Here is a 23,251-nt window from a genome sequence, read left to right as displayed (position 1 = left end):
GTCATACTCGTGGGGATGACTACGCCACCCACCACCGTCGCCCTGGTCACGCTGGGCTGTGCCCGCAACGATGTCGACTCCGAAGAACTGGCCGGCCGCCTCGAGGCCGGCGGATTCCGATTGGTCGACGACGCCGCCGAGGCGGACACGGTCGTGGTGAACACCTGCGGCTTCGTCGAGGCCGCCAAGAAGGACTCCGTCGACACACTGCTGGCCGCCGCCGACTACAAGGAAACGGGCCGCACCCAGGCCGTCGTAGCCGTCGGCTGCCTGGCCGAACGCTACGGCGAACAACTCGCCGATGCCCTCCCCGAAACCGACGCAGTCCTCAGCTTCGACGACTACACCGACATCTCCGACCGCCTCCGCTCCATCCTGGCAGGCACCAAACACCACCCCCACGTCCCCCGAGATCGCCGAAAACTCCTCCCCCTAGCCCCCGCCGCCCGCCACTCAGCAACCCCGGTCTCCATCCCCGGCCACAACACCCCTGTCGACGCGGCCGCGTCGGGCCCGGCGGCTTCCGGTTCCGCCGTACAGGCCGAGTCGAGCACCTCCGCCGACGCCGCGCCCGGGCCCACCGTCAGCTCGGCGCGGGCCGCCGTACTCGGTGACCACATCCCCGAGCAGCTCCGGCCCACCTCGGCGGGCTCCGCCGCCGCGGACGCGCCCAGTGGCCTGAAGGGCCGTTTCGTCACCGGCGCACCGGAAGAACTGAAGATCGACGCCCCCGACCTCACCTCAGCCCCGGCCACCGGCCCCCGCGTCATGCGCCGCCGACTCGACGGCGGCCCGATGGCCCCGCTCAAGCTCGCCTCCGGCTGCGACCGCCGCTGCGCGTTCTGCGCGATCCCGATGTTCCGCGGCGCGTTCATGTCCCGCCGCCCGGCCGAGGTCCTGCGCGAAGCCGAGTGGCTCGCCGAGAACGGCGTACGCGAACTCTTCCTGGTCTCCGAGAACTCCACCTCCTACGGCAAGGACCTCGGCGACCTCCGCCTCCTCGAAACCCTCGCCGGCGAGATCGCCAAGGTCCCCGGCATCATCCGCGTCCGCGTCTCGTACCTGCAGCCCGCCGAAATGCGCCCGACCCTGATCAGCGCGATGACCGGCACCCCCGGCGTCGTCCCGTACTTCGACCTCTCCTTCCAGCACGCCTCCGGCCCGCTCCTGCGCCGCATGCGCCGGTTCGGCGACTCCGAGCGCTTCCTGGAACTCATCGCCCAGGTCCGCGCCGCCGCCCCGACCGCCGGCATCCGCAGCAACGTGATCGTCGGCTTCCCGGGCGAGACCGAAGAGGACGTCGACATCCTCTGCGACTTCCTCTCCCGCGCCGGCCTGGACGCGATCGGCGTCTTCGGCTACTCCGACGAGGACGGCACCGAGGCCGAGACGTACGACGGCAAACTCGACGAGGACACCATCGCCGCCCGCCTCGACCGCGTCACCCGCCTGGCCGAAGACCTCACCTCCGCCCGCGCCGAATCCCGCATCGGCGAACTACTCGAAGTACTGATCGAGTCCACCAACCCCAACACCGAAGCCGACGAGGAAGCCACCGGGCAGACGGACGCGCCGACTGACGGACACGCCGAGCGGCAGGCGGACGGGCAAGCTGCCCGACAGGCCGAGCACGGCGACGGACCTAGCGACCTGCCGGAGGGATTGTTCGCCGGGCAGGCGGACGGATATGTGGCCGGAGCGACCGCCGAGGGGCGTGCGGCGCACCAGGGGCCCGAGGTCGACGGTACGACGACTGTGATCGGGCTTCCGGAGGGAATCCGGGTGGGGGATCTGGTGTCCGCGAAGGTGGTGGCGAGCGACGGCGTCGACCTGATCGCCGAGTTCGCGGCACTCGTGAGCACCCCGGACGCCCGCCCGGCAGTTAACCTGACCGCGTGACCAACCCGCCGACCAACCCGGCGCCGCGCGCAGCCGGCGGACCCCTCCACGCGCCCAGCGCGTGGAACCTGCCGAACGCGCTGACCGTCCTGCGGCTGGTCCTGGTCCCGCTGTTCGTCTGGCTCCTGCTGCGCAACGGCGGCGACACCACCGGCGACCGGCTGCTCGCCACCGCCGCGTTCGTCGTCGCGATCGTCACGGACCGCTTCGACGGCGACATCGCCCGCCGCTGGAACCTCGTCACGAACTTCGGCAAGATCGCCGACCCGATCGCCGACAAGGCCCTTACCGGCGCCGCCTTCATCGGCCTCTCGTACCTGGGCGAACTCCCATGGTGGGTCACCATCGTCGTCCTGGTCCGCGAATGGGGCGTGACCCTCCTCCGCTTCTGGGTGATCCGCCACGGCGTCATGCCCGCCAGCCGAGGCGGCAAACTCAAGACGGTCCTCCAGGCAATAGCCCTGGGCCTCTACCTACTCCCATGGCAAGACCAGCCCATCATTCACTGGCCCGCCGTAGCCATCATGGCCGCCGCAGTAGCCGTAACCCTCATCACCGGCCTCGACTACCTCCTCCGAGCCCTGCACCTCCGCAACGCCGCCAAACGCAACCTCCCCTGACCGCTTACCTCGCCCCAAACCTTGGCGGGCTCGCTGGGTGAATGTCGACGCCGTTGTCGACGACCGAGGTGACCAGCCTCTGAGTGATCTCAGGGTTCAGCTGTGTTCGGCCAGCCAGGCGAGCATCTCGCCTCGGAGCCAGCAGCGACCAACTGCGCCGGCGTGCATCGACGCATGTTCGAACACGCCCAGCCCGATGATGCTGTGTCCCGAAGCCCGCCGGTCACCAAATGTCGGCACCCCCGGCGCCACCCCCACGCCCTCGACGGACACCCAAGCAACAGGCCGACGAGTTGCTGCCTCATCAAGCCGCTGCAAGAACCGCAATCTGTCCTCGAGACCCAACCCCGACAGCGCCCAGGTGGTGATCACCACCGGCAGTACGTCGTCAGGTACCCGAGCAATCGCCTCCGGAAGTACCTCGACGAGGTCGCCACGCACGAGCAGCGGAGGATCCGCCGCGGCCAACTCCAGCTCCGCCTCGAGCCGCGCGAGCCGCTCCACCTGGTCCGGCGGGACACACGCCCGCAGCCAACGTGCTTCCTCCGCGTCGGTCACATCCACCGGATCAACATCAACCACGACCCGAGCCGACACCTCGGGCATCACCACCGCTGGCACGGACCCGCCGCCCACAACTGAGGCCGACACCTGAACCGCCGAGCTCGCATCACCCAACGCCTGCCCGTTGCTGTATGAGATCCCCGCCCGATCAACCGTCAGATTCAGTCCAGCCGACCGCCCCACATCAATCAGCCCAACAGCCCGAGCCCCAACCCGCCGCGCTACCTCCGCAACCGCCGGATGCAACACCGCATGCCGACCGCCCTCGTCCGCTCGCAACTTCCGCGCCACAGCCCGCTCCAGAACCAACTCCCAACTCCCGAGCACCACCTCAGCCGCGACGGCGCCCACGTCTTGCAGAGATTGTGCTGCGGGCTGACGAGGGTCAGCCGGGCCAGCCACGTACCCTCGGTGGTCGCCAGCGATGGCGTTGGCGCGGCTATCTGCGAAGGCCTGGGCAAGAGCGGGCGCTTGGCCGGCGAGAGCGAGGTCGTGGAGCGCTGCGAGGATGATCGTCGGGGTTCGCTTCCGCGGCGGCGCGGTTTCGATGACCCGCAGCGCCGCCTCCGACTCGCTCAGCGCGATTGCGATGCGCCCGTACACCGGCGAGACCTTCGGAGCGTCCACCTCACCGATGCGCCGATACACCTGCGCCAGCGTCCGAGCCCGCCCCGCAGTACTCCGACCACTCGACTTCGGCATTCCAGGCAGTCTAGCCACGCCCACTATCCCCATCTCGGGCTGCTCGGGAGGCGCTGACTGTCCTCGCTGTCTCCGGCTGTGGCGTCTCCGGCACCACCTGCGGCACATCGCGCGTGGCCTACGCCACAGTCCCGCCAGCGCGAGGGTCGGCGTGCAGTGGCAAGAACTCGTCGCTGAACCGGCTGAACCGGCTTAACCGGCTGAACCGGCTGAACCGGCTGAACCGGCTGAACCGGCTGACCTGGGCTGGGCTGACCTGGGCTGGGTGAATCGGGTGCACCGCCCACTGCACGCCGTTCGCGATGCCCGCGTGCGTGATGAGCGCGGCGGATCGGCTGGGGCCGGCTGGGCCCAGCTGGGTCGGATGGGCGCGGCTGGGCGGTTGGGCGGCGCAGCCGCTGTGTTGGGTACCTGGCTCGCCCGGATGGCAGCGGCTCGCGGGCGCGACTCTCGGGCGGGTGCTTCGGGTCGGGTGTGTTGGGGGAGGGGGCTGGGTGTTGAGTACGGGTATTGGTCGAGAGGTGGAGGTGGCGGTGGTTGGGGAGTTTGAGGTGGCGAGTCGGCGGTTGGTGGGGTTGTTGGTGGAGCGTGGCGTGACGCTGGCCACGGCTGAGTCGTTGACGGGAGGGATGGTCGGGGCGGTTCTGACGGATGTGCCGGGGGTGTCGGCTGTGTATCGGGGTGGCGTAGTGGTGTACGCGACCGACCTGAAGGCCAAGCTCGCAGGTGTCCCGGAGGATCTGCTGGCGGCTGTGGGACCGGTGCACCCGGACACGGCTGCGGCCCTCGCGAGCGGCGTGCGAGAGCGTCTCGAGGCGGATTACGGGCTCGCGACGACGGGTGTGGCGGGTCCGGACCCGCAGGGCGGTGTCGAGGTCGGCACGGTGTACGTCGCTGCGGCCGGACCGGGCGCCGTGCAGGTGCGGAAGCTGCAATTGAGCGGCGATCGGGCTGCCATCCGCCGAGGGACTGTGCAGGCCGTCCTGGAACTCGGGGCAAATGTTGTGGCGGAAGAACTCGACTGAACGGGATGTTGGGACCAGCATGGGGACAGGTAAGGAAGATTGGCACGGCGCACCGAAGGTGGACATTGCGAGGGGTAGTGACCCAGCAACAGGTACCGTTGGTTCCTACGGCCGAGCTACCGTGCGGGTAGACACGGCCGGACAGGCGGAAGGGAGAAACCTCATGGTGCTGGTTCGTGGCCTGCTGGGCGACGTGCTGCGGCGTAAGCGGCTGCGCCAGGGGCGCACTCTGCGCGAGGTGTCCGCCGATGCCCGTGTCAGCCTCGGCTACCTGTCCGAGGTCGAGCGTGGTCAGAAGGAAGCCTCCAGCGAGCTGCTGGCGGCGATCTGTATGGCGCTCGACGTGCCGCTGTCGGCGGTGTTCGCCGAGGTCAGTGAGGACTTGGCGCGCGAAGAGGCGCTCGTGCTGGCGCATCCGGCGATCGAGCCCGAGGTCGTGGCTTCGGCCGCCTGAGCGGTCCTTCACCTGGCACCTCCGTCCGGGGCCGGGCGGCGGTCGATCGGCTGGATCAGGGCCGTCCGGGTCGGCCAGATGAGCTGAAGCGCCGCGATCGGTGGATCGCCGGGCTGCCGAAACATCGCGTTGGCTGTGTAGAGGTGGTGCGCCGAGTCGGGGAACCGCAGCAGCTCGGCGGTGTGCGGTGGCGGGAAGAACCCGGACAGGTCGTCGCCCTCGTCGAAGGCCGCACCTTCCATGACCGCCCAGGCGAGCGGTTTGAGGCCGAGGTAGGCGTAGCTCGGCTCGGCTTCGAAGACGATGATCTCCGGATGCTGGTACAGACTGAGGCCCAGCGTGTAGCCGAAGGCCGGGTTCCGGTCGCCGTCGCCTTGGACGTACTGCATCGTCCAGCCATAGGTCTGGATGTTCCGCTCGATCTGCCGCGCGTACCGCTCGTCGCTCAGGCCGCCGCACCTGTCGCACATCCTGATCTCCTCTCGCTCGAACATTCGTTCGATGCGCCAGAGAAGGTATCTGTGTTCCGCGCCGTCAGTGGCGTTTTCCACAGGGCAGTTTGAGCGGGTTCAGCTCTCGGGCTGGCAGGCCGGGCACCAGTAGGTCACCCGCTCGCGCGTCGGCTCGCCCAGTTGCGCGGTGAGGATCGTCGTACCGCAGCGCCGGCAGGGTTTGCCGGCGCGTTCGAACACCCACGAGCGCTGCCCCGGGCGGTCGATCCCGGTGCTGACCTGGGTGCCGTTGCGCAAGTTGGCCTTCATCAGCTTCCGGCTGAGGTCCACCGCGGCGGGGACGTCGACCGTCGACACCGGGCGCCACGGATGCAGACCGAGGAGGAAGCAGACCTCGACGCGGTAGAAGTTGCCGATCCCGGCAAGGTTGCGCTGGTCGAGTAATGCCTCGCTGATGGTCCGGCCCGGATCGGACTCGACGTTCGCGATCGCCGCTGCGCGATCGAAGGACGGCGACAGCAGGTCAGGTCCGAGATGACCGACCACACTGTCCTCGTTGTCGGTGGAGACCAGTTCGAGCACCGGCAGTCGGTAGCCCACCGCCGTCCACGGATCGGTGGTGAGGACCACCCGGATCTCATGCTCAGGTCCGCCGCGCCAGCGCTCACCTGGGCGGTACAGATGCCAACTGCCGTCCATCCGGAAGTGACTGTGCAGCGTCAGTCCGCCCGAGATCCGCATCAGGATGTGTTTGCCGCGCGCAACGACCTCGTGCACTGTCCGGCCACTGAGGTCTGTCGTCGCCAGCGAAGGCACACGGAAGTCGGTGCTGACCAACTCCTGTCCGGCGAGGGCCTGGTTCAGCCGCTTGCAGGCCCGCCAGACGGTGTCTCCTTCCGGCATGCCGGCTCACTCAGGCCCGGAGCCGCAGACCGCGCGGCGTCGCATGGAAGCCTGCCTTCGCCAACGCGTCGCCGAACGCCGTATGCCGCACCTGCTCACCGTCCGCGGTCTCCACGCTCAACTTGCCCAGCTGACCATCGCGGACCGACAACGCCAACGCGTCGACGGCCGGTTGCAGCAGGTCCGCGTCCTCGGTGAAACTCAGTACGGTCCGCCCGCCGCGTTCGACGTACACGATCAACTGCCCGTCGACCATCACGACGAGCGCGCCGGCCTTCCGGCCCGGACGATGACCGCCGGCGTTCTCCCGCTCGGGCCACGGCAGCGCGGCGCCGTACGGGTTCGCGGGATCGGACGCGGCCAGTACGACGGCACGCGCGGCCGGCTCGTTGTCCTTGCGGCCGCGCCCACCGGATGGGGTGCCGCCCGGACCGAACCGGCCCGGTGGACCGAATGGCCCGTCAGGCTCAACCGGAGCAGGCAGCTCCGCGAGCGCGCGCAGCCGATCGACGGCCCCAGGCAGCGCGAACTGCGCCGCGCCCAACCCAGCGACGAAGTAGCCGCGCCGGCACCGCCCAGACTCCTCGAATGCGCTCAGCACCTTGTACACGGCCGCGAACCCGCCGGGTGTCCGCTCGGTGATGACCGACCCGCGGGTCACGATCCCGTAGCGATCGAGCAGTGTCTCAGCGGCGGCGTGAGCTCGCCGCGTCGCGTCCGAACTACGGGCCGGGAGCAACGACCATCGCCCGCCCGCCGTCGGCGGTCCACTCCGCGACGGCATCGCAGGCCTCCCGGGCCGCGCCGGCCGCCCCGGACGCGCGCGCGGTGTCGCGCGACGAGCCCGATGGCTGCCGCGTCCACCGCCGACCAGCGATCGCACCGGCGTCAGAGTGTCGTTCGTCAGATGACCGGCCCAGACGAGATCCCAGAGGATGCTGACCAGCGCCTCGTCCTCCACCACACCGGCGCTCGAGCCGACCACATCGCTCAACTGCCGGAAGAAGAACGCCCCGCCACCCGACAGCGCGTCCAGCACCGCCTGATGCGTCTCTCCCAGCTCGAACGCCGGATCCGGATCGGGCAACGTCAGATCACAGTTGTCCGCCAGGTGCAGCGAAACCCACCCGTCGGTCCCCGGCAGGGAACCCGAGCCGGCCCACACCACCTCACCGGTCGCCGTCAGCTCGTCCAGCATCGACGGCTGATACCCGGGTACGCGCGACGGCAGCACGATCGACTCCAGCGCCGACGCCGGCACGGCGCACCCCGCGAGCTGCTCGACGGCTCCGAGAAGTACGTCGTACCCGCGACCCCGACTGCTCGTGATGCCTTGCCACGCGGGCAGGAACCGGGCCAGCGCGGAAGGATCGACCGGCTCGACCTCCTTCCGCAGCGCGGCCAGTGAGCGACGCCGCAACAGCCGCAGGACCTCGCTGTCGCACCACTCGAGCGCGATTCCACCCGGCAGGAACTCGCCTTCGACGACACGTCCTGCCGCACCCAGACGTCGCAGCGCATCAGTGACGACAGCGACGCCGATCCCGAGATGTGTCGCGAGATCGATCGCGCGGAAAGGACCATGCGTGCGCGCGTAGCGAGACACCAGGTCCCCGAGCGGATCGGCAACCGGCTCGGCGTGCGCCTCCGCGACGCCAGGTGGCAGCGGTACGCCGAGAGCGTCCCGCAAGCGTGCGACGTCCTCGACAACGGCCCAGCGGTGTTCGCCCGCGATTCGCACACGTACGACGCGCCGCGCAGCCGCGAGTGACGTCAGCCAGGACTCGGCGTCCGAACCGTCGACGCACCGCTGGGTCGCCTCTGGCAAGGACAGCGGCCCGACGATCCGCAGTACGTCGAACAGGCCCTCGGCATCACGCGCGCGACGGTCCTCGGCCAGTCGCTGCAGCTCCGCTTCGGTCCGCAGTACGACTTCGGCGTCGAGCAACTCACGCAGCTCGGTCCGTCCGAGCAACTCGGCGAGCAGGCTCTGGTCCAGGGCGAGAGCGGCCGCTCGCTTCTCGGCGAGCGGGCTGTCGCCCTCGTACATGAAGGCGCCCACGTAGCCGAACAGCAGCGACTTCGCGAACGGTGATGCTTCCGGCGTCTCCACCTCGACGACTGAAATCCGCCGCTCACTGATCCCGGTCAGCAGATCCTTCAGCGACGGCAGGTCGTAGACGTCCTGCAGCACCTCGCGCAGCGTCTCGAGCACGATCGGGAACGACCCGAACTTGCTTGCCACGCTCAACAACTGTGAGGCCCGTTGCCGTTGCTGCCACAGCGGCGATCGACGTCCCGGGTTGCGACGCGGCAGGAGCAGCGCCCGCGCCGCGCACTCGCGGAACCGGGCCGCGAACAACGCCGATCCGCCGACCTCCGTAGTGACCAGATCCTCGATCTCGGCCGGATCGAACAGCACCAGATCCGCCCCCGGCGGCGCCTCGTCCGTCTCCGGAAGCCGTAGCACGATCCCGTCGTCACCCGAGACCGACTGCGCGTCCATCCCGTACCGATCCCGCAGCCGCGCCGCGATCGCCAGCGCCCACGGGCCGTGGACCTGACCGCCGTACGGCGAATGCACGCAGACGCGCCAGTCGCCGAGCTCGTCGCGGAACCTCTCCACCACGATCGTCACGTCGTCCGGCACCCGGCTGGTCGCGTCGCGCTGCTCGGCGAGGTAGGACACGAGGTTGTTGGCGGCATACTCGTCGAGGCCGGCGGTCCGCGCACGCTCGATCGCCTTGGCGGCAGGCAGCGACGCCATCTTGCGAATGAACGCGCCGGTCGCCGCGCCGAGCTCCGCCGGCCGACCGACCGCGTCACCCTTCCAGAACGGCAACCTGCCGGGCTGACCCGGCGCGGGGGAGACCAGGACACGGTCGTGCGTGATGTCCTCGATCCGCCAGCTCGATGCGCCGAGCGTGAACACGTCGCCGACGCGTGACTCGTACACCATCTCCTCGTCGAGCTCGCCGACGCGATGGTTCGTGGACTCGCCGACCAGGAACACGCCGAACAGCCCGCGGTCCGGAATCGTGCCACCGCTCGTCACCGCGAGCCGCTGCGCACCCGGACGGCCCGAGATCTCGCCGCTCACCCGGTCGAACACGATCCGCGGCCGCAGCTCCGCGAACTCGTCCGACGGATAGCGCCCGGACAGCATGTCGAGCACCCCGTCGTACGCCGATCTGGGCAGCGTCGCGAACGGCGCGCAACGTCGTACCAAGGCAAACAGCTCGTCGACGTCGATCGAATCCAGCGACACGATCGACACGATCTGCTGCGCGAGCACGTCGAGCGGGTTCGCCGGGATGTGCAGGCTCTCGATCAGGCCGTCACGCATCCGCTGCACGACGACGGCTGTGTCGATCAGATCGCCACGGAACTTGGGGAACAGCACGCCACGCGACACGGCTCCGACCTGGTGACCCGCGCGGCCGACGCGCTGCAGCCCGCTCGCGACCGACGGCGGAGCCTCGACCTGGATGACCAGATCGACGGCACCCATGTCGATGCCGAGCTCAAGGCTGCTCGTCGCCACCACGCACGGCAGCCGTCCGGATTTGAGGTCCGCCTCGATCAGAGCCCGTTGCTCCTTGCTGACCGAACCGTGATGGGCGCGCGCGATCAACGGCGGGGCCGCGAGCGATCCACCTGACTGCGCCATCAGCTGCGCGGGCGAACCGAGATCCGGCAGCTCCATCTCGGCCCGCTCCGCGGCGATCTCGTTCAGGCGGGCGGTCAGGCGCTCGGCCAGACGGCGTGAGTTCGCGAAGACGATGGTCGACTTGTGTTGGCCGATGAGGTCGAAGACGTGCTCTTCGACATGGGGCCAGATCGAGGCATGCTGCGGCGGCGCGGCTGCTGATCCGGAGGTCTCGACCTCGGTCGCCGCCAGCTCGGCCATGTCCTCGACCGGTACGACGACGCTCAGGTCCCACTGCTTCGCGAACTTGGGCTGCACGACCGTCACCGGCCGCTCGCCGCCGAGGAAGCGCGCCACCTCTTCCACCGGACGCACCGTCGCCGACAGGCCGATCCGCTGCGCCGGCTTCGGCAGCAGCGCGTCGAGCCGCTCGAGCGTCAGCGCCAGGTGCGCGCCGCGCTTCGTCCCGGCAACCGCATGCACCTCGTCGACGATGACCGTCTCGACACCGCGCAACGACTCGCGGCCCTGCGACGTCAGCAACAGGAACAAGGACTCGGGGGTAGTGATCAGTACGTCGGAGGGTCGCGAGGCGAACCGCCGACGCTCAGCGGCCGGGGTATCGCCTGACCGCACCGCGACCTCGACGTCGATCGGCGCCTCGCCGAGCCGGCGCGCGGTCTCCCGGATGCCGATCAGCGGCGCGCGCAGGTTGCGCTCGACGTCGACCGCCAGGGCCTTCAACGGCGATACATACAGCACCCGGCAGCGCAGCTTCGGATCGCTCGGCGGGGGAGTCGTGGCGAGGCGGTCCAGCGCCCACAGGAACGCGGCCAGCGTCTTCCCGGAGCCGGTCGGGGCGACCACCAGCGCATCCCGGCCCGCCGTGATGGCGTCCCACGCCTCGAGCTGGGCCGGGGTGGCCGACTCGAAGACGTCGCCGAACCACGCCCGGGTCGCGGGCGAGAACCGGCTCAACGCGCTGGTTTTCTTCACGCCGACCATCTTGCCGGGTGCCGCCGACAGTTTTCACACGCGCGCTTCGACGCGGCTGTCGAGGGGTGTGCTCGCGGGCAGTGAGCAGGCGCTTTCCGTCCGGTGCGCGGATTGTCCCCGCCGTCTGGAATGATCGGCGGCATGAAGAACCGCGTGCGCGCAGCCCTCGTCGTCGTGGCCTGCCTGATCGGTCTGACCGGCTGCGTCAAGCTCGACGGCGACCTGAAGGTCGGGTCGAACGAGACAGTCTCGGGCTCGATGAAGCTCGGTGTGGACAAGAAGCTGCTGGAGTCCAGCGGCCAGTCCCTCGACCGGGTCCGCCAGCAGATCGAGAGCAGCATCAAGTCAACGGCCACCGAAGGCGTCGAGTGCAAGTCGTACGAGGACGACAGCTACGTCGGCTCCGACTGCACGTTCAAGAACGTGCCGTTCGACAAGATGGGCAGTTCGAGTGGTGACGGGGTCGGCTTCCGCAAGGAGGGCGACCAGGTCAAGGTGACGGTCAAGGCCGACAACCTGGGCAACATGCCGTCCGCGGGCGGTCAGGCGCAGGTCAACTTCAAGATCACCATGCCGGGCAAGATCCTCGAGCACGACGAGGGAGCGCAGGTCAGCGGCCGCACCGCGACGTACGACAGCGTCGAGAAGCTCGGGAAGATCTCGCTGACCTCGGAGGCCGGCGGCGGGTTCCCGACCTGGGCGCTCATCCTCATCATCGTGCTGGTGTTGCTGGTGATTGCCGCGGTGGTCTTCTTCGTACTGCGGAGCCGTAAGGGTCAGCAGGGGCCGCAGGGGTACGGGCAACAGTTCCCGGGGCAGTACCCGGGTCAGCCGGGTCAGTACGGCGGGCCGGGGCAGTACCAGGGGCAGCAGCAGTACGGCCAGCCTGGACCTGGTGGGCAGTATCCGGGGCAGCCGGGACAGTACGGCGGCCAGCAGGGCCAGCCTGGTCAGTACGGCGGTCAGCCGGGGCAGTACCCGGGCCAGCCGGGACAGGGGCAGCCGGGGCCGGGTCAGGCGCCGTACGGCGGTCAGCCTGGTCAGCCGCAGTACCCTGGGCAGCCTCAGCAGGGTCAGGGGCAGTGGGGCCAGCAGCAGCCGCCTCAGCAGGGCCCTGGTGGTTGGGGACAGCAGCCTGGCCAAGGTCAGCAGCCGGGCCAGCCGCAGCAGGGTTCGCAGTACGGGCAGCAGCCGCCGCAGCAGGGCGGTTGGGGTCCGCAACAGGGTGGTCCGTCGGCGCCTCAGCAGGGGCAGCAGGGCGGTTGGGGACCGCCACCGAAGGACGATGACGGGCAGGCATGAGACTGACGGAGTTCTGGGAGCGGATGGATCACCATCTCGGTCCCGCGTACGCACGGACCTGGGCGGAGACCCAGGTGGTCCAGGAGCTCGACGGCCGCACGGTCGTCGAGGCCCTGGCCGACGGTGAGGCCGCGAAGGTCGTGTGGCGCGCTGTGTGGGCGCACCTCAACCTTCCGCCCAGCGAACGCTGATGCCCACGGCAACCAACTAGCTAGGCGGCCCACCCGGTGCGCGCAGCCCAGTCCTCGGCAGGCAGATAGATGAGGTCACAGACCGGGTCCTTGAGATCGGTGTAGTCACCGAGCTCGAGCCGGAGCGCGGCCGCGTGCTGTTTGAACGCGCCGTACGCACGAGCTGTGTCCGGGTGATTGCGCAAGTAGTCGCGGAACAGCAGCGCGTACCGCTGGTTGGCGCGACCGGCGACCCGGACGTGTAGGTTGACCCGGCGTCGGTACATCGGCTCGACCAGCATGCGCTTCACCCACTGGAGGTCATCGGCGGGCAGCCCCGGCACCGGATGGTCACGTCGCGGCGGGCGGAGCTCCCAGTCCGCGGCGACCATCCGTTCCGCCACGTCGTCGAGCTCGGGCTCGGTGCCGACGGTCACCTGGATGTCGAGCACGTCCTTGGCGGGCAGCCCCGGCACAGCGGTGGAGCCGACGTGGTCGATCCGTTGAGCCAGCTCGCCGAGGACCCCACCGATCGCGTACGCCGTCTTCTGGTACTGCGCGGGCCACGTCTCGTCCGGCCGCGCGATGACGATCCCAGTCATGCAGAGATCATCTCAGTTCTGAGACGGCCGTCCCAGCGGTCAGACCGGTTTGACCCGGAACGCGCTGGTGGTGAGCAGCTCCGCCGCCTCGTACGCCGCCTTCTTGATGCCCTTGCGCTCGTCGAAGAACCCACCGACCACGCCGACACCGGGGAGCTTCCCGACGAACCGGGCGCCGAGGCTGCCGCGCGGCCGCTCCTCGAACACTTCGCTGAGCCCGCCGAACAGCTTGCTCAGCCGCCAGACCAGCCGGACGCCCTTGCGCAGCCCCATGTCTTTCGACAACTCGTCGAGACCCAGCTGCTCCGTGACATCCTTGCCGGCTACGTCCGGGTCGTCGTACTTGAGGACCTCGTCCGGCGTGATCGGGCGGTCGGTGAGGACCCGGATGATGATCGACGTACGGTCGGCGTGCGCCTCCACGCCGTACTCACGACAGACCGCACCGATCACCATCGCCTGCACCGCGGCGCCGAGGGTGTCCTTCATCGGCAGCCGGTCCGCCGCCGCGCCGCTCAGCCGGGGCAGGCCGGCGACGATCGCGGCGAATCCGCCCAGCCGCTCCACCCACCAGTCGCAGCGCTTCGCCAGCGGGAGCGTCGGCCACTCCTCGTGGCCGGGTACCTTCATCTGCAACAGCCGGTCGATCGCGAGGATCAGGCCCTTCTCGGCCAGGTTCGGCTTCTCCTGCTTGGAGTACTCCGCGAGGTAGCTGCGGAGGCCGAACGGGTCCTGGGAGCGGAGCGCGTCGAGGACGTAGTCGATGCCGAGTTCCACGCGGCTGATCGCGAGGACGAGGGCGGAATCGGGTACGTCGGGGCGGTCGGTCACGCTCGCAAGAGTAAGGATCCAGTGGGTCAGAGCAGTTACCGGGGCAGGTATCGGCGTGTCAGTTGTGATTCGAACACGTGTTCGGGATAGTTTGGTCTCCGGAAGGTGCCGGGGCGGCCGAGTTGTCCACAGATTCGAAGTGGCGGCGAAAACTGTCCGTGGCGGCGAATACCTTCTCTGGCGACAACGAAGTTCCTTCGGGCGGCCGGCTGGCGGCCCCGGATTATCAGATGGGTCAGGTGGCAGTCACATGGCGGGTGCAGCGAGTGCGGAGCGCGCGGTGGCCGATCGCGAGAAGGCGCTTGCGACCGCGCTGACGCAGATCGAGCGGCAGTGCGGCAAGGGTGCGGTGATGCGCCTGGGTGAGCAGGGCAAGGCACCGATCGAGGTCATCCCGACCGGTTCGATCTCGCTCGACATCGCGCTCGGGATCGGCGGCCTGCCGCGCGGCCGGGTGGTGGAGATCTACGGTCCGGAATCCTCCGGTAAGACCACGGTCGCCCTGCACGCGGTCGCGAACGCCCAGCGGGCCGGCGGCATCGCGGCCTTCATCGACGCCGAGCACGCCCTCGACCCGGAGTACGCGCGGAAGCTGGGCGTTGACACCGACGCGCTGCTGGTCTCGCAGCCCGACTCCGGTGAGCAGGCGCTGGAGATCGCCGACATGCTGGTCCGCTCCGGCGCGATCGACATCGTCGTGATCGACTCGGTGGCCGCGCTGGTGCCGCGCGCCGAGATCGAGGGCGAGATGGGTGACAGCCACGTCGGTCTGCAGGCCCGGCTGATGAGCCAGGCGCTGCGGAAGATGACCGGTGCGGTCAACGGCACCGGGACGACGGCGATCTTCATCAACCAGTTGCGCGAGAAGATCGGCGTGATGTTCGGTTCGCCGGAGACCACGACCGGTGGTCGCGCGCTGAAGTTCTACGCGTCGGTGCGGCTGGACGTGCGCCGGATCGAGTCGCTCAAGGACGGCTCGGACGTGGTCGGTAACCGGACCCGCGTCAAGGTCGTGAAGAACAAGGTGGCCCCGCCGTTCAAGCAGGCCGAGTTCGACATCATCTACGGCCAGGGCATCAGCCGCGAGGGCAGCCTGCTCGACCTCGGCGTGGAGCAGGGCTTCGTCCGCAAGGCCGGCGCGTGGTTCACCTACGAGAGCGACCAGCTCGGCCAGGGCCGGGAGAACGCGCGGAACTTCCTGCGCGACAACCCCGACCTGGCGAACGAGCTGGAGAAGAAGATCAAGGAGAAGATGGGCATCGGCCCGACCCTCGACCAGCCGGCCGACGAGGCCGCCGAGGTCGATGTCGACTTCTGATCGACCCTCCGCGGGAGGCAGCGTTCCCCGGCATTCTCCGACTGCCGACGACGCTGCCCCCGCGGCGCTGTCTCTACCGCATGACGAACGCCTGGCCCTGGCCCGCAAACTCCTGGCCGAAGGCCCGCCCGCGGCCCCGGACACGGGCGCATCAGCTAAGAGTGCGGCGTCCCCCCGACGTCGTGCGAACAACCGAGACACAACCGCAGCCGGTGATGGCGGTGGGGGTCCAAGGCCCGGGAGCCGCAGTCGCCGCCGTACTACGGACTTGAAGCGCTCGGGTCCGCGGGCGGAACCCGACGATGCCCTGAGCGAGGACGAAGCTGAATGGAGCACGGCACGTCGACGCCCGGGCTCCATCAGGCGGACCGTCGGCACCATCGACCCGTGGGATGAGCCTGCGACCGCCGAGGATCCGAGTGATGGTGGTGCCGAAGCGGATCACGGCGCGAGCGAGCGAGGCGGTCGGGGTGGCCGGGAGTCAGGTCGCCGCGGGGTAGGCACACAGCCCGACGCGATCGCGTTCTCGCGTGAAGTACAGCAGAAGACTCGCTCCACCAGCCGCCCGGCCAAATCGCGCGGTACTGCAGCAGCGGTTGATCCCTGGGGCGATGACGACGAGCAGACAACCCTGGCTTTCAAGGCCCAGGCAGCCGACCGCCTGGCCGAAGCCCGCGCGTTCGCCGAGGACGCACCTGCGCCACCCACGATCCGCGCACAACGCAGTACGTCCGACCGTGACATCGCTAACGGAGCCTCGGCGACACCCTTGGAATCACCGGACAGCACATCACCGGCTGACACTAGCCCGGGTACTGCCGCCGCTGCGCTTCCCTTCGACCCGTGGGCGGACTCAGCCGACGTAGTGGACGCACCGAGCGAGGCAGGCCAACAGTCAAGCGACGCGTCGGAGGTCGTAGGCGCTGCGACACCAGCCAACTCGCTACGCGACACATCCGGGCCGCCGACGAACTCGACAGCGCCGAGCACGGCAGTTCCGGGAAACACGACAGTTCCTGGGAACGAGGGAGCAGGCGCGACATCGGACACGCCGCGCGCCAGCGGAAGGGCGCGCTCGGCTGCTTCATCGAAGACCGACGAGATGGCTCCAGAGCGAAGTACATCGGATCGGGCCGAGCGTGCTGAGCGAGCCAGTGCCGCGCAACGGCCAGCCGAGGGCGCCAAGCCATCCAAGCGACCCAAGCCGGCCGACGGTGCTGAGTGGGACGAAAAGGCAGATGGTGCCGCGGCAGGTGGTGATGTCGAGGCCGTTCACAGCGCCCGCGGTGTCGCTAGTAGCGGGGGTGTAGTCGGCGGGAGTGGTGGGACTGGACGCCGGGGTGCGTCACGGCGTCGGGTTGGTGGGGGATTCGGGCGGCGGAAGCCGCGGTCGGACGACGAGCCAGGGCCGGCTGTTCCAGGGCTGGACGAAGAGGCGGATCCGTACTCCGTCGCCCGGACGATCCTGCTCGACAAGCTAACGGGTCAACCACGGACCCGGGCCGAGCTGGCCGATGTGCTGGCCGAGCGAGAGATCCCGGACGAGGTGGCCGACGAGGTACTGGATCGGTTCACAGAAGTCGGGTTGATCAACGATGCGGCGTTCGCGAACGCATGGGTGGAGTCGCGCCACCGCGGACGCGGACTCGGCAAGCGCGCACTGGCGCAGGAACTCCGCCGCCGCGGCGTCGACGACGAACTGGCCCGGGACGCACTCGAGGAGCTAGATCCCGAACAGGAAGAACAAACCGCCCGCGAACTGGTCCGCCGCAAGCTGCGCTCAATGCGCTCACTGGACCGCCAGGTAGCAATGCGCCGCCTACTAGGAATGCTCGCCCGCAAGGGATACCCAGCCGGACTAGCAATGACCATCATCAAACAAGAACTCGACACCACCCACGAGGAATTCCCCCTCCTCGACCCCTCAGGCCTAGAACCCGACTAGCCCGGCCGGCACCACACGAACTACGCCGGCCAAGCGCCGCCGCTCGCTCTTCTGCCGAATGTCGCAGCAATGAGCTTAGGGCGCGCCGTTGTCGTCTAGGGCCTGAGTCGATCGCAGAACCCGGGACTTGGCTCGTCCGGGTGGCCACAACTGAGCCGCGCCAACCAACCCGCGCCGTCTGCGGATCATGCGGCCCGACGCCGATCCAGCCCCACCATCGCTGGCAAGCCGCGACCGTGCCGCTCACCTGAGCCAGTGCGGCCGTCCTGCTGTGACCCAACCTGGTCGGCGCTCTGGCTGCATTGTCGAACCCGGTTCACATGCAGACACACCAGCTTCAAGATCCGAGCGGCGCCATACGACAGGCGCTGAACTGGCGCGCATCTGCCAAGCGTTAGCTCCGACTGCCCCGCCTCGCTCGGTTTCTCGCCCTGTGCCAACCCGCGTTGGTTCCATTCGGCGCGCACCAGTTCACATGTGCCTCATCCTGCGAGGACTCGGCTCAATGTCGGCGTGGACGCGTGGCAGCACCTGCCTGCGTTGCGGACGAAGTTCGGTGGCTGTGGTGAGGTGACCTGTATTCGAGAGGATCAGATGGCAGTTGATGGCGGAGGTGTGTCGTGGGCGATGTGGGCAGCAGCGTGGTTGTCCGAGCGGGCGGGGAGGAAGATCGGACGGGGATTCGGCGGGTGTTGCGTGAACTGCATGGGACGGCTGCGGAGAAGTTCACTCTGCCTCTTGTGCGGCGGGATGCGCGCACGTTTGTCGCAGTTGACGGTGATGACGTGGTGGGTGTGGTCGTCGGGACGTTTGTGGACTACGGACATGAGCCGTACGGGATGATCGAGGAGCTGGCGGTCGCCTCGGAGTGGCGCGGTGCGGGAACTGGCGTGGCGTTGCTCGGCCAGTGCCGGGGGTGGTTGGCGGCGTTGGGGGCCGAGGTGGTGTTTGTGTCGGCGGTCGGGAGTCCGCCGCGGAGTTCTACGTGCGGGCTGGGTTCACGCGGTGCGTGGGTCCGTGGTTGTGGGCCGGGTGTGCTGAGCGGCGGTAGCTTCGGGGGATGATGAGTCTTGCGGATGTTGAGCGGGTGGTTGCGGGGTTGCCGGGGACGGAGGAGACGGCTCGGCATGGGATGCGGACGTGGAAGGTCGGGGGCAAGGCATACGCGTGGGAGCGGCCGTTCAGTAAGGCGGATTTGAAGCGGTTCGGGGACGAGACGCCGCCGGAGGGGCCGATTCTGGCGCTGACGGTTGAGGATCTGGCGGAGAAGGAAGCTGTGCTCGCGGCGCGGGCGGGGGATGGGTTCTTCACGATTCCGCATTTCGACGGGTATGCCGCGGTGCTCGTTCAGTTGGAGAAGGTGTCCGGGGCCGTGCTGGAGGAAGCGGTGCTGGACGCTTGGTTGGTGCATGCACCGGCGGACGTCGCCGCGGCGCACCTTGGGCAGAGTTAGGCGTCCGGAGCACAGAATGGATGGGCCAGGAGGGTTTAGCTCCTGCGCCTACGGCTGCCTGTAGCTCGTGACGATCCTGTGTGACGTGCAGCCCTGTACAGCCGAGCTGACCTGGCGGAGGGGCTGTTCCTCGGCGGTCTGGTGCCGATGCCGATGTCCATGCTGGTGACCGTGCTGGTTCGGGTGATCCCGGTTCGGCTGCGCGGAGCCTCTCGTGCTGCCGGCTGGCGTACGACGCTGCAGGGCGGCGGAGTTCTGCGTACGACGCCAGCACAACGTGACGGGTCTGGCGTAGGCGCCGCTGATGGCGATGGGGTTCGCGTACTGCGCTGGCTGATGGCGACGATGTCGGCGTACGAGCCAGTTGACGGGTGTCGGCGTTTGAGCCCCGGCCCGAGGCGGCGGGTCTCGGCGTACGAGGTCGGCTGACCGCCGCGGCTGGGGCCTCGGCATGTGACAGCGGGTCGGGGCGTTGGGCTGGGCGTGCGGCGCCGAGGCGGGTGAACCCTCGCAATCGACGGCGCCTACGGCGGCGCTACGGCGTGGTTGAGGTCGGCGTAGGACGGTCGGAACGGTTGCGTGTCGGCGTCGACGGTGATCCGAATCCGCGGATCATCGCCGAGGTTCTCGGCAGGCAGGTGTCGGCGCAGGACGGCAAATCGAGGTTGTGGGCTGGTAGTGCAGGCCGGTCGTGCGGCCTGGGCGTGGGCTCGGGCGCGCGGGCTGGTTGTGTCGGGCCGACCCAGGTCCTCGCGGGCTGGTGGGGGTGGGGCGCTCTGCTGGGTGTGACGTGGTTGTTGTGCGGGCGTGCGAGTGATTTGGCGGGGTTCCGGGGGCGACGGCGGGCTGGGTGTGTGCGCGGTGGCTGTGGAGGGTGGGTTGGCTTGCGGGTGGGCTGGTGGGTGGGGTGGTTACGGAGGGTTGTGGGGGAATGGGGGTGGGGGTGCGGCGAGGGGCGTTGACGGGTGGGGCGTGACAGTGTGTTATCCGAGGTAGGGCCGGTATTTGGGCTGGTCCGTAGGCTGGGATTTTCCGTCGATCCGCCCCAGACACCGCGGAGGGTGCAATGAACGATTTCCAGGAACAGGCGAAGAACTGGCTCCGGAATGTCGTCAAGCAGAACCCGGACAAGATCAAAGCCGGCGTCGAGAAAGCAGGCGACCTGATCGACAAGCAGACCGGCGGGAAGTACGCGGAGAAGGTCGACGCGGTCCAGCAGAAGGTCGGCGGGTTCGTCGACAAGCAGTCCGGTGGGAGCACTCCTCCCGCTCCCGGTGCGCCTCAGGACGCGAGCCCTTCGGGCCAGGATGCGAGTACCGCCTCTGCTCAAGACACGGGTGGTGCGGCAAGCCAGGGTACGGAGGCCGGGAACGCGAGTGCCGGTGGGGCGCATGACACGAGAGGTGCGGCGAGCGAGGCTGCTTCCACCACGGAGGAGGTCGTTGGCGCGGCCGGTGCGTCGGCTGATGCCGCGGGTGAGCGCGGAGTTGGGACGCCTCAGGAGCAGCAGGAAGCTGCTGACGGGCGCCGGTCCGACTCGCAGACTGGTCCATCCGGCGGTCAGATCTAGCCGTCGCGAACTCGAACACACGACAGGCCCGCTGAGCGCCCGCGAAGCGCGCTTCCCCGCAACTCGCCTCCGTGCTGCCGTGCTGCCCGTGCTGCCCGTGCTGCAGCCCGGGCTCCGGGCTGCCAGGCACCTGGCTGCCGGTCTGCCGGGCGGCCGGGGCCCGCGCACCGGATCGGCTGGGGTGGGCTGGGGTCGGGTGGGCTGGGGTCGGGTGGGCTCGGGTCGGCTCGGGTCGGCTCGGGTCGGCTCGGGTCGGCTCGGGTCGGCTCGGGTCGGCTCGGGTTGGGCGGGGTGGGCTCGGGTCAGGTCGGGTTGCCGGGTCTGGTGCGGGTCGTGACTTCGTAGGGCTGCTGGCGTTCGTGTGGTCGCGGGAGCGGGTCGAGGGTGCGGTGGGTGTGAGGGCCGAGGTGCAGCCGCGGTCGGGGTGGGTTTGCTGCGTACGGCGGTCGGTCCGGGTGCGGGCGGTTGATCATTGGCCTGGCGGTTGGTGGGTTTGTGGTCGGCTTGGGGGACATCGTTGCTGGTTGGGGCAGACCACGGGGTGGGGTGGTCTTGTGGGGGTTGGGGAGTGTCCGTCTTGACCGGGTGCTGGGGCGCGCTTAGCCTCGGCTTCAAGGAAGGGATGGATCCACCGGATCGGTGGCGATATGAAGGCTGGCCGGTGGTTCGGTCGGCCGATCAACGCGCAATCACGCTCGACCGAGCTGAAGGAAGGACGACAGCGGCGTAGTGCGCTGTCGAATAGGCGGCACCGCACGTGATGACGCGGGCGGGGCCATCGTGGTCTCCGAGGTGGCATGCGGCGACGCACGGTGAGCAAGCGAGGCAAGTGACGAGGCTGCGGCGTTCGCGCATTTCGGCGGACGGGTTCGCGGGCGGGTACCGGTCACCCAGCGCGGCGACACCGTCGGCGGATCCGCGGCAGGGTTCAGGTACCGGCTCGAGCTGAGGCGGCACCCGTACCGGCGTACCCCGGAGCGTGACCCGACCGAGTGGCGATTCCCTTCGACCGACGGCCACAGTCCCGCGTGGGACTCGAAGGAGAGGGGAGACGCCGATGACAGCGATGTCGATTGGCCTGGCCCTGATCGGACTGCTGATCGCCGGCCTGCTGGCCTGGATCGGCCTCACCCTCTCCCGCCGCAAGGCCGACACCGCGACCGACACCGCCCATCGCGAAGCCGTACAGCGCGAGGCCGCCGAGGCCGCGCAGCGCGCAGCCGAGCAGGTACGGCGCCAGGCCGAAGAGGACGCCGCCGTACTGCGGACCCGTGCCGAAGCCGCCGAGCAGGTGCGGCGCCAGGCCGAGGAAGATGCCGCCGTACTGCGGACCCGGGCCGAGGCGGCCGAGCAGCGCGCCGAGGAGATCCGGCGGGCTGCCGAGGACCGCGCGGCCGAGGTGCGGCGGGACGCGGAGCAGCGGGCGTCCGACGTACGGCGGGAGGCCGAGGCGGAGGCGCAGTCGATCCGGGACGACCTGCGCGAGCAGCGCCTGGAGATGGAGCGCCGCGACCACCGGCTGACCGAACGCGAGGAGCGGCTCGACGAACAGCACCGCGCGATCGAGGCCCGCCAGGCCGAGCTCGCCGCGCAACTCGCCGACCTGGAGCAGCGCAAACAGGAGATCAAGGACCTCGAGGACGAGCGCCGCCGGATCCTCGAAGGCGTCGCGAACCTGACCACCGAGCAGGCGAAGGCCGAGCTGGTCGCCTCGATCGAGGCGGAGGCGAAGCGGCACGCGCACACGATCGTCCGCGACATCGAGCGGCAGGCGCTCGACGAGGGCGAGACGAAGGCGCGCAAGATCATCACCGGCGCGGTGCAGCGGCTCGCGTCGGAGCAGACGAGCGAGTCGGTGGTGTCCGTCGTGCACCTGCCGAGTGACGACATGAAGGGCCGGATCATCGGGCGCGAGGGCCGCAACATCCGGTCGTTCGAGCAGACCACCGGCGTGAACCTGATCATCGACGACACCCCGGAAGCGGTGCTGCTGTCCTGCTTCGACCCGGTACGGCGGGAGACCGCACGGCTGACCCTCGACTCGCTGGTGCTCGACGGCCGGATCCACCCGAGCCGGATCGAGGAGATCTACGAACGCAGCAAGGGCGAGGTCGCCGAGCTGTGCGAGCGGGCCGCCGAGGACGCGATGGCCGAGGTCGGGATCACCGACCTGCACCCGGAGCTGGTCCGGACGATGGGCCTGCTGCGGTACCGGACGTCGTACGGGCAGAACGTGCTCAAGCACCTGGTCGAGTCGGCGCACATCGCCGGGATGATGGCGGCCGAGCTGGGGCTGGATCCGAAGCTGTGCAAGCGTGGCGCGTTCCTGCACGACATCGGCAAGGCGCTCACGCACGAGTCCGAGGGCAGTCATGCGATCGTCGGCGCCGAGCTGGCCCGGAAGTGGGGCGAGAACGACGACGTCGTGCACTGCATCGAGGCGCACCACAACGAGGTCGAGGTCCGTACCGTCGAGGCGGTGCTGACGCAGGCGGCGGACGCGGTGAGCGGCGGACGCCCCGGGGCGCGGCGCGAGTCGCTGGAGGCGTACGTGCAGCGGCTCGAGCGGCTCGAGGAGATCGCGATGCACCACGACGGTGTCGAGAAGGTCTTCGCGATGCAGGCCGGCCGGGAGATCCGCGTGATGGTGCTGCCGGACGCGGTCGACGACATCGCCGCACAGGTGATGGCCCGCGACATCGCGAAGCAGGTCGAGGAGGAGCTCACGTACCCGGGCCAGATCCGCGTGACGGTCGTCCGCGAATCCCGCGCGACCGAGGTGGCGAAATAGCCGGC

General features: G+C 69.3%; 18 protein-coding genes. 12 read left to right on the top strand and 6 right to left on the bottom strand.

Annotated features, from left to right (window positions below):
- The first annotated feature begins 15 nt into the window (after positions 1 to 15).
- Both ABN611_RS36880 and pgsA read left to right on the top strand, forming a co-directional pair.
- Positions 16 to 1,899, top strand: a complete 1,884-nt coding sequence (locus ABN611_RS36880; protein ID WP_350276933.1) for a radical SAM protein — start codon at positions 16 to 18, stop codon at positions 1,897 to 1,899.
- Complete coding sequence (pgsA, locus tag ABN611_RS36875) at positions 1,896 to 2,519, top strand: CDP-diacylglycerol--glycerol-3-phosphate 3-phosphatidyltransferase (protein WP_350276932.1); 624 nt, start codon at positions 1,896 to 1,898, stop codon at positions 2,517 to 2,519. Before ABN611_RS36880 ends, pgsA begins: the two co-directional genes overlap by 4 nt.
- Positions 2,520 to 2,615: 96 nt before the next feature.
- On the opposite strand, the gene ABN611_RS36870 is transcribed toward pgsA, so the two are convergent.
- Positions 2,616 to 3,731: a DUF2332 domain-containing protein gene (locus tag ABN611_RS36870; RefSeq protein WP_350276931.1), complete on the bottom strand. Its 1,116-nt coding sequence runs from the start codon at positions 3,729 to 3,731 to the stop codon at positions 2,616 to 2,618.
- Positions 3,732 to 4,312: 581 nt separating this feature from the next.
- On the opposite strand from ABN611_RS36870, the gene ABN611_RS36865 reads away from it, so the two are divergent.
- Complete coding sequence (locus ABN611_RS36865; RefSeq protein ID WP_350281733.1) at positions 4,313 to 4,810, top strand: CinA family protein; 498 nt, start codon at positions 4,313 to 4,315, stop codon at positions 4,808 to 4,810.
- A 163-nt stretch (positions 4,811 to 4,973) separates the two neighbouring features.
- On the top strand, positions 4,974 to 5,264 hold the full coding sequence (locus tag ABN611_RS36860) for a helix-turn-helix transcriptional regulator (protein ID WP_350276930.1): 291 nt from the start codon (positions 4,974 to 4,976) through the stop codon (positions 5,262 to 5,264).
- A gap of 8 nt (positions 5,265 to 5,272) precedes the next feature.
- On the opposite strand, the gene ABN611_RS36855 is transcribed toward ABN611_RS36860, so the two are convergent.
- The 3 genes from ABN611_RS36855 to ABN611_RS36845 form a co-directional block, all read right to left on the bottom strand.
- Complete coding sequence (locus ABN611_RS36855; protein WP_350276929.1) at positions 5,273 to 5,734, bottom strand: DUF4262 domain-containing protein; 462 nt, start codon at positions 5,732 to 5,734, stop codon at positions 5,273 to 5,275.
- Between the two features lie 99 nt (positions 5,735 to 5,833).
- Positions 5,834 to 6,619: a DNA-formamidopyrimidine glycosylase family protein gene (locus ABN611_RS36850; RefSeq protein ID WP_350276928.1), complete on the bottom strand. Its 786-nt coding sequence runs from the start codon at positions 6,617 to 6,619 to the stop codon at positions 5,834 to 5,836.
- Between the two features lie 10 nt (positions 6,620 to 6,629).
- Positions 6,630 to 11,273: an ATP-dependent helicase gene (locus ABN611_RS36845; RefSeq protein WP_350276927.1), complete on the bottom strand. Its 4,644-nt coding sequence runs from the start codon at positions 11,271 to 11,273 to the stop codon at positions 6,630 to 6,632.
- A 132-nt stretch (positions 11,274 to 11,405) separates the two neighbouring features.
- Here ABN611_RS36845 and ABN611_RS36840 point away from each other — a divergent pair, with 132 nt between their 5' ends.
- Both ABN611_RS36840 and ABN611_RS36835 read left to right on the top strand, forming a co-directional pair.
- On the top strand, positions 11,406 to 12,566 hold the full coding sequence (locus ABN611_RS36840; RefSeq protein ID WP_350276926.1) for a hypothetical protein: 1,161 nt from the start codon (positions 11,406 to 11,408) through the stop codon (positions 12,564 to 12,566).
- Positions 12,563 to 12,757 carry a DUF3046 domain-containing protein gene (locus tag ABN611_RS36835; protein ID WP_350276925.1) on the top strand — a complete coding sequence of 65 codons (195 nt, stop codon included), beginning with the start codon at positions 12,563 to 12,565 and terminating at the stop codon, positions 12,755 to 12,757. Before ABN611_RS36840 ends, ABN611_RS36835 begins: the two co-directional genes overlap by 4 nt.
- A gap of 20 nt (positions 12,758 to 12,777) precedes the next feature.
- Here the strand turns inward: ABN611_RS36835 and ABN611_RS36830 are convergent, their stop codons facing one another.
- Both ABN611_RS36830 and ABN611_RS36825 read right to left on the bottom strand, forming a co-directional pair.
- A complete protein-coding gene (locus ABN611_RS36830) occupies positions 12,778 to 13,338 on the bottom strand; it encodes a GrpB family protein (RefSeq protein ID WP_350276924.1) in 561 nt (186 codons plus the stop codon).
- A gap of 39 nt (positions 13,339 to 13,377) precedes the next feature.
- On the bottom strand, positions 13,378 to 14,169 hold the full coding sequence (locus tag ABN611_RS36825) for a hypothetical protein (RefSeq protein ID WP_350276923.1): 792 nt from the start codon (positions 14,167 to 14,169) through the stop codon (positions 13,378 to 13,380).
- Between the two features lie 250 nt (positions 14,170 to 14,419).
- Between ABN611_RS36825 and recA the strand changes: the two genes are divergently transcribed.
- The 6 genes from recA (at position 14,420) to rny (ending at position 23,246) form a co-directional block, all read left to right on the top strand.
- Positions 14,420 to 15,487, top strand: coding sequence for a recombinase RecA (gene recA / locus ABN611_RS36820; protein WP_350276922.1), 1,068 nt, complete (start codon positions 14,420 to 14,422; stop codon positions 15,485 to 15,487).
- A 1,516-nt stretch (positions 15,488 to 17,003) separates the two neighbouring features.
- The gene (locus ABN611_RS36815; protein ID WP_350276921.1) at positions 17,004 to 17,432 is read left to right on the top strand and encodes a regulatory protein RecX; all 429 of its coding nucleotides are present in this window, start codon (positions 17,004 to 17,006) and stop codon (positions 17,430 to 17,432) included.
- Positions 17,433 to 18,052: 620 nt separating this feature from the next.
- Positions 18,053 to 18,496, top strand: coding sequence for a GNAT family N-acetyltransferase (locus tag ABN611_RS36810; protein WP_350276920.1), 444 nt, complete (start codon positions 18,053 to 18,055; stop codon positions 18,494 to 18,496).
- A complete protein-coding gene (locus tag ABN611_RS36805; protein ID WP_350276919.1) occupies positions 18,493 to 18,885 on the top strand; it encodes a hypothetical protein in 393 nt (130 codons plus the stop codon). The genes ABN611_RS36810 and ABN611_RS36805 overlap by 4 nt, the downstream gene beginning before the upstream one ends.
- A gap of 1,066 nt (positions 18,886 to 19,951) precedes the next feature.
- On the top strand, positions 19,952 to 20,455 hold the full coding sequence (locus tag ABN611_RS36800) for an antitoxin (RefSeq protein WP_350276918.1): 504 nt from the start codon (positions 19,952 to 19,954) through the stop codon (positions 20,453 to 20,455).
- A gap of 1,057 nt (positions 20,456 to 21,512) precedes the next feature.
- Positions 21,513 to 23,246 carry a ribonuclease Y gene (gene rny / locus ABN611_RS36795; protein WP_350276917.1) on the top strand — a complete coding sequence of 578 codons (1,734 nt, stop codon included), beginning with the start codon at positions 21,513 to 21,515 and terminating at the stop codon, positions 23,244 to 23,246.
- The last annotated feature ends 5 nt before the right edge of the window (positions 23,247 to 23,251 follow it).

The organism is Kribbella sp. HUAS MG21 (assembly GCF_040254265.1).
Lineage (GTDB): Bacteria > Actinomycetota > Actinomycetes > Propionibacteriales > Kribbellaceae > Kribbella.
The sequence above is the reverse complement of the archived record's forward strand: the minus strand, read 5'-3'. Positions and strand labels throughout refer to the sequence as shown.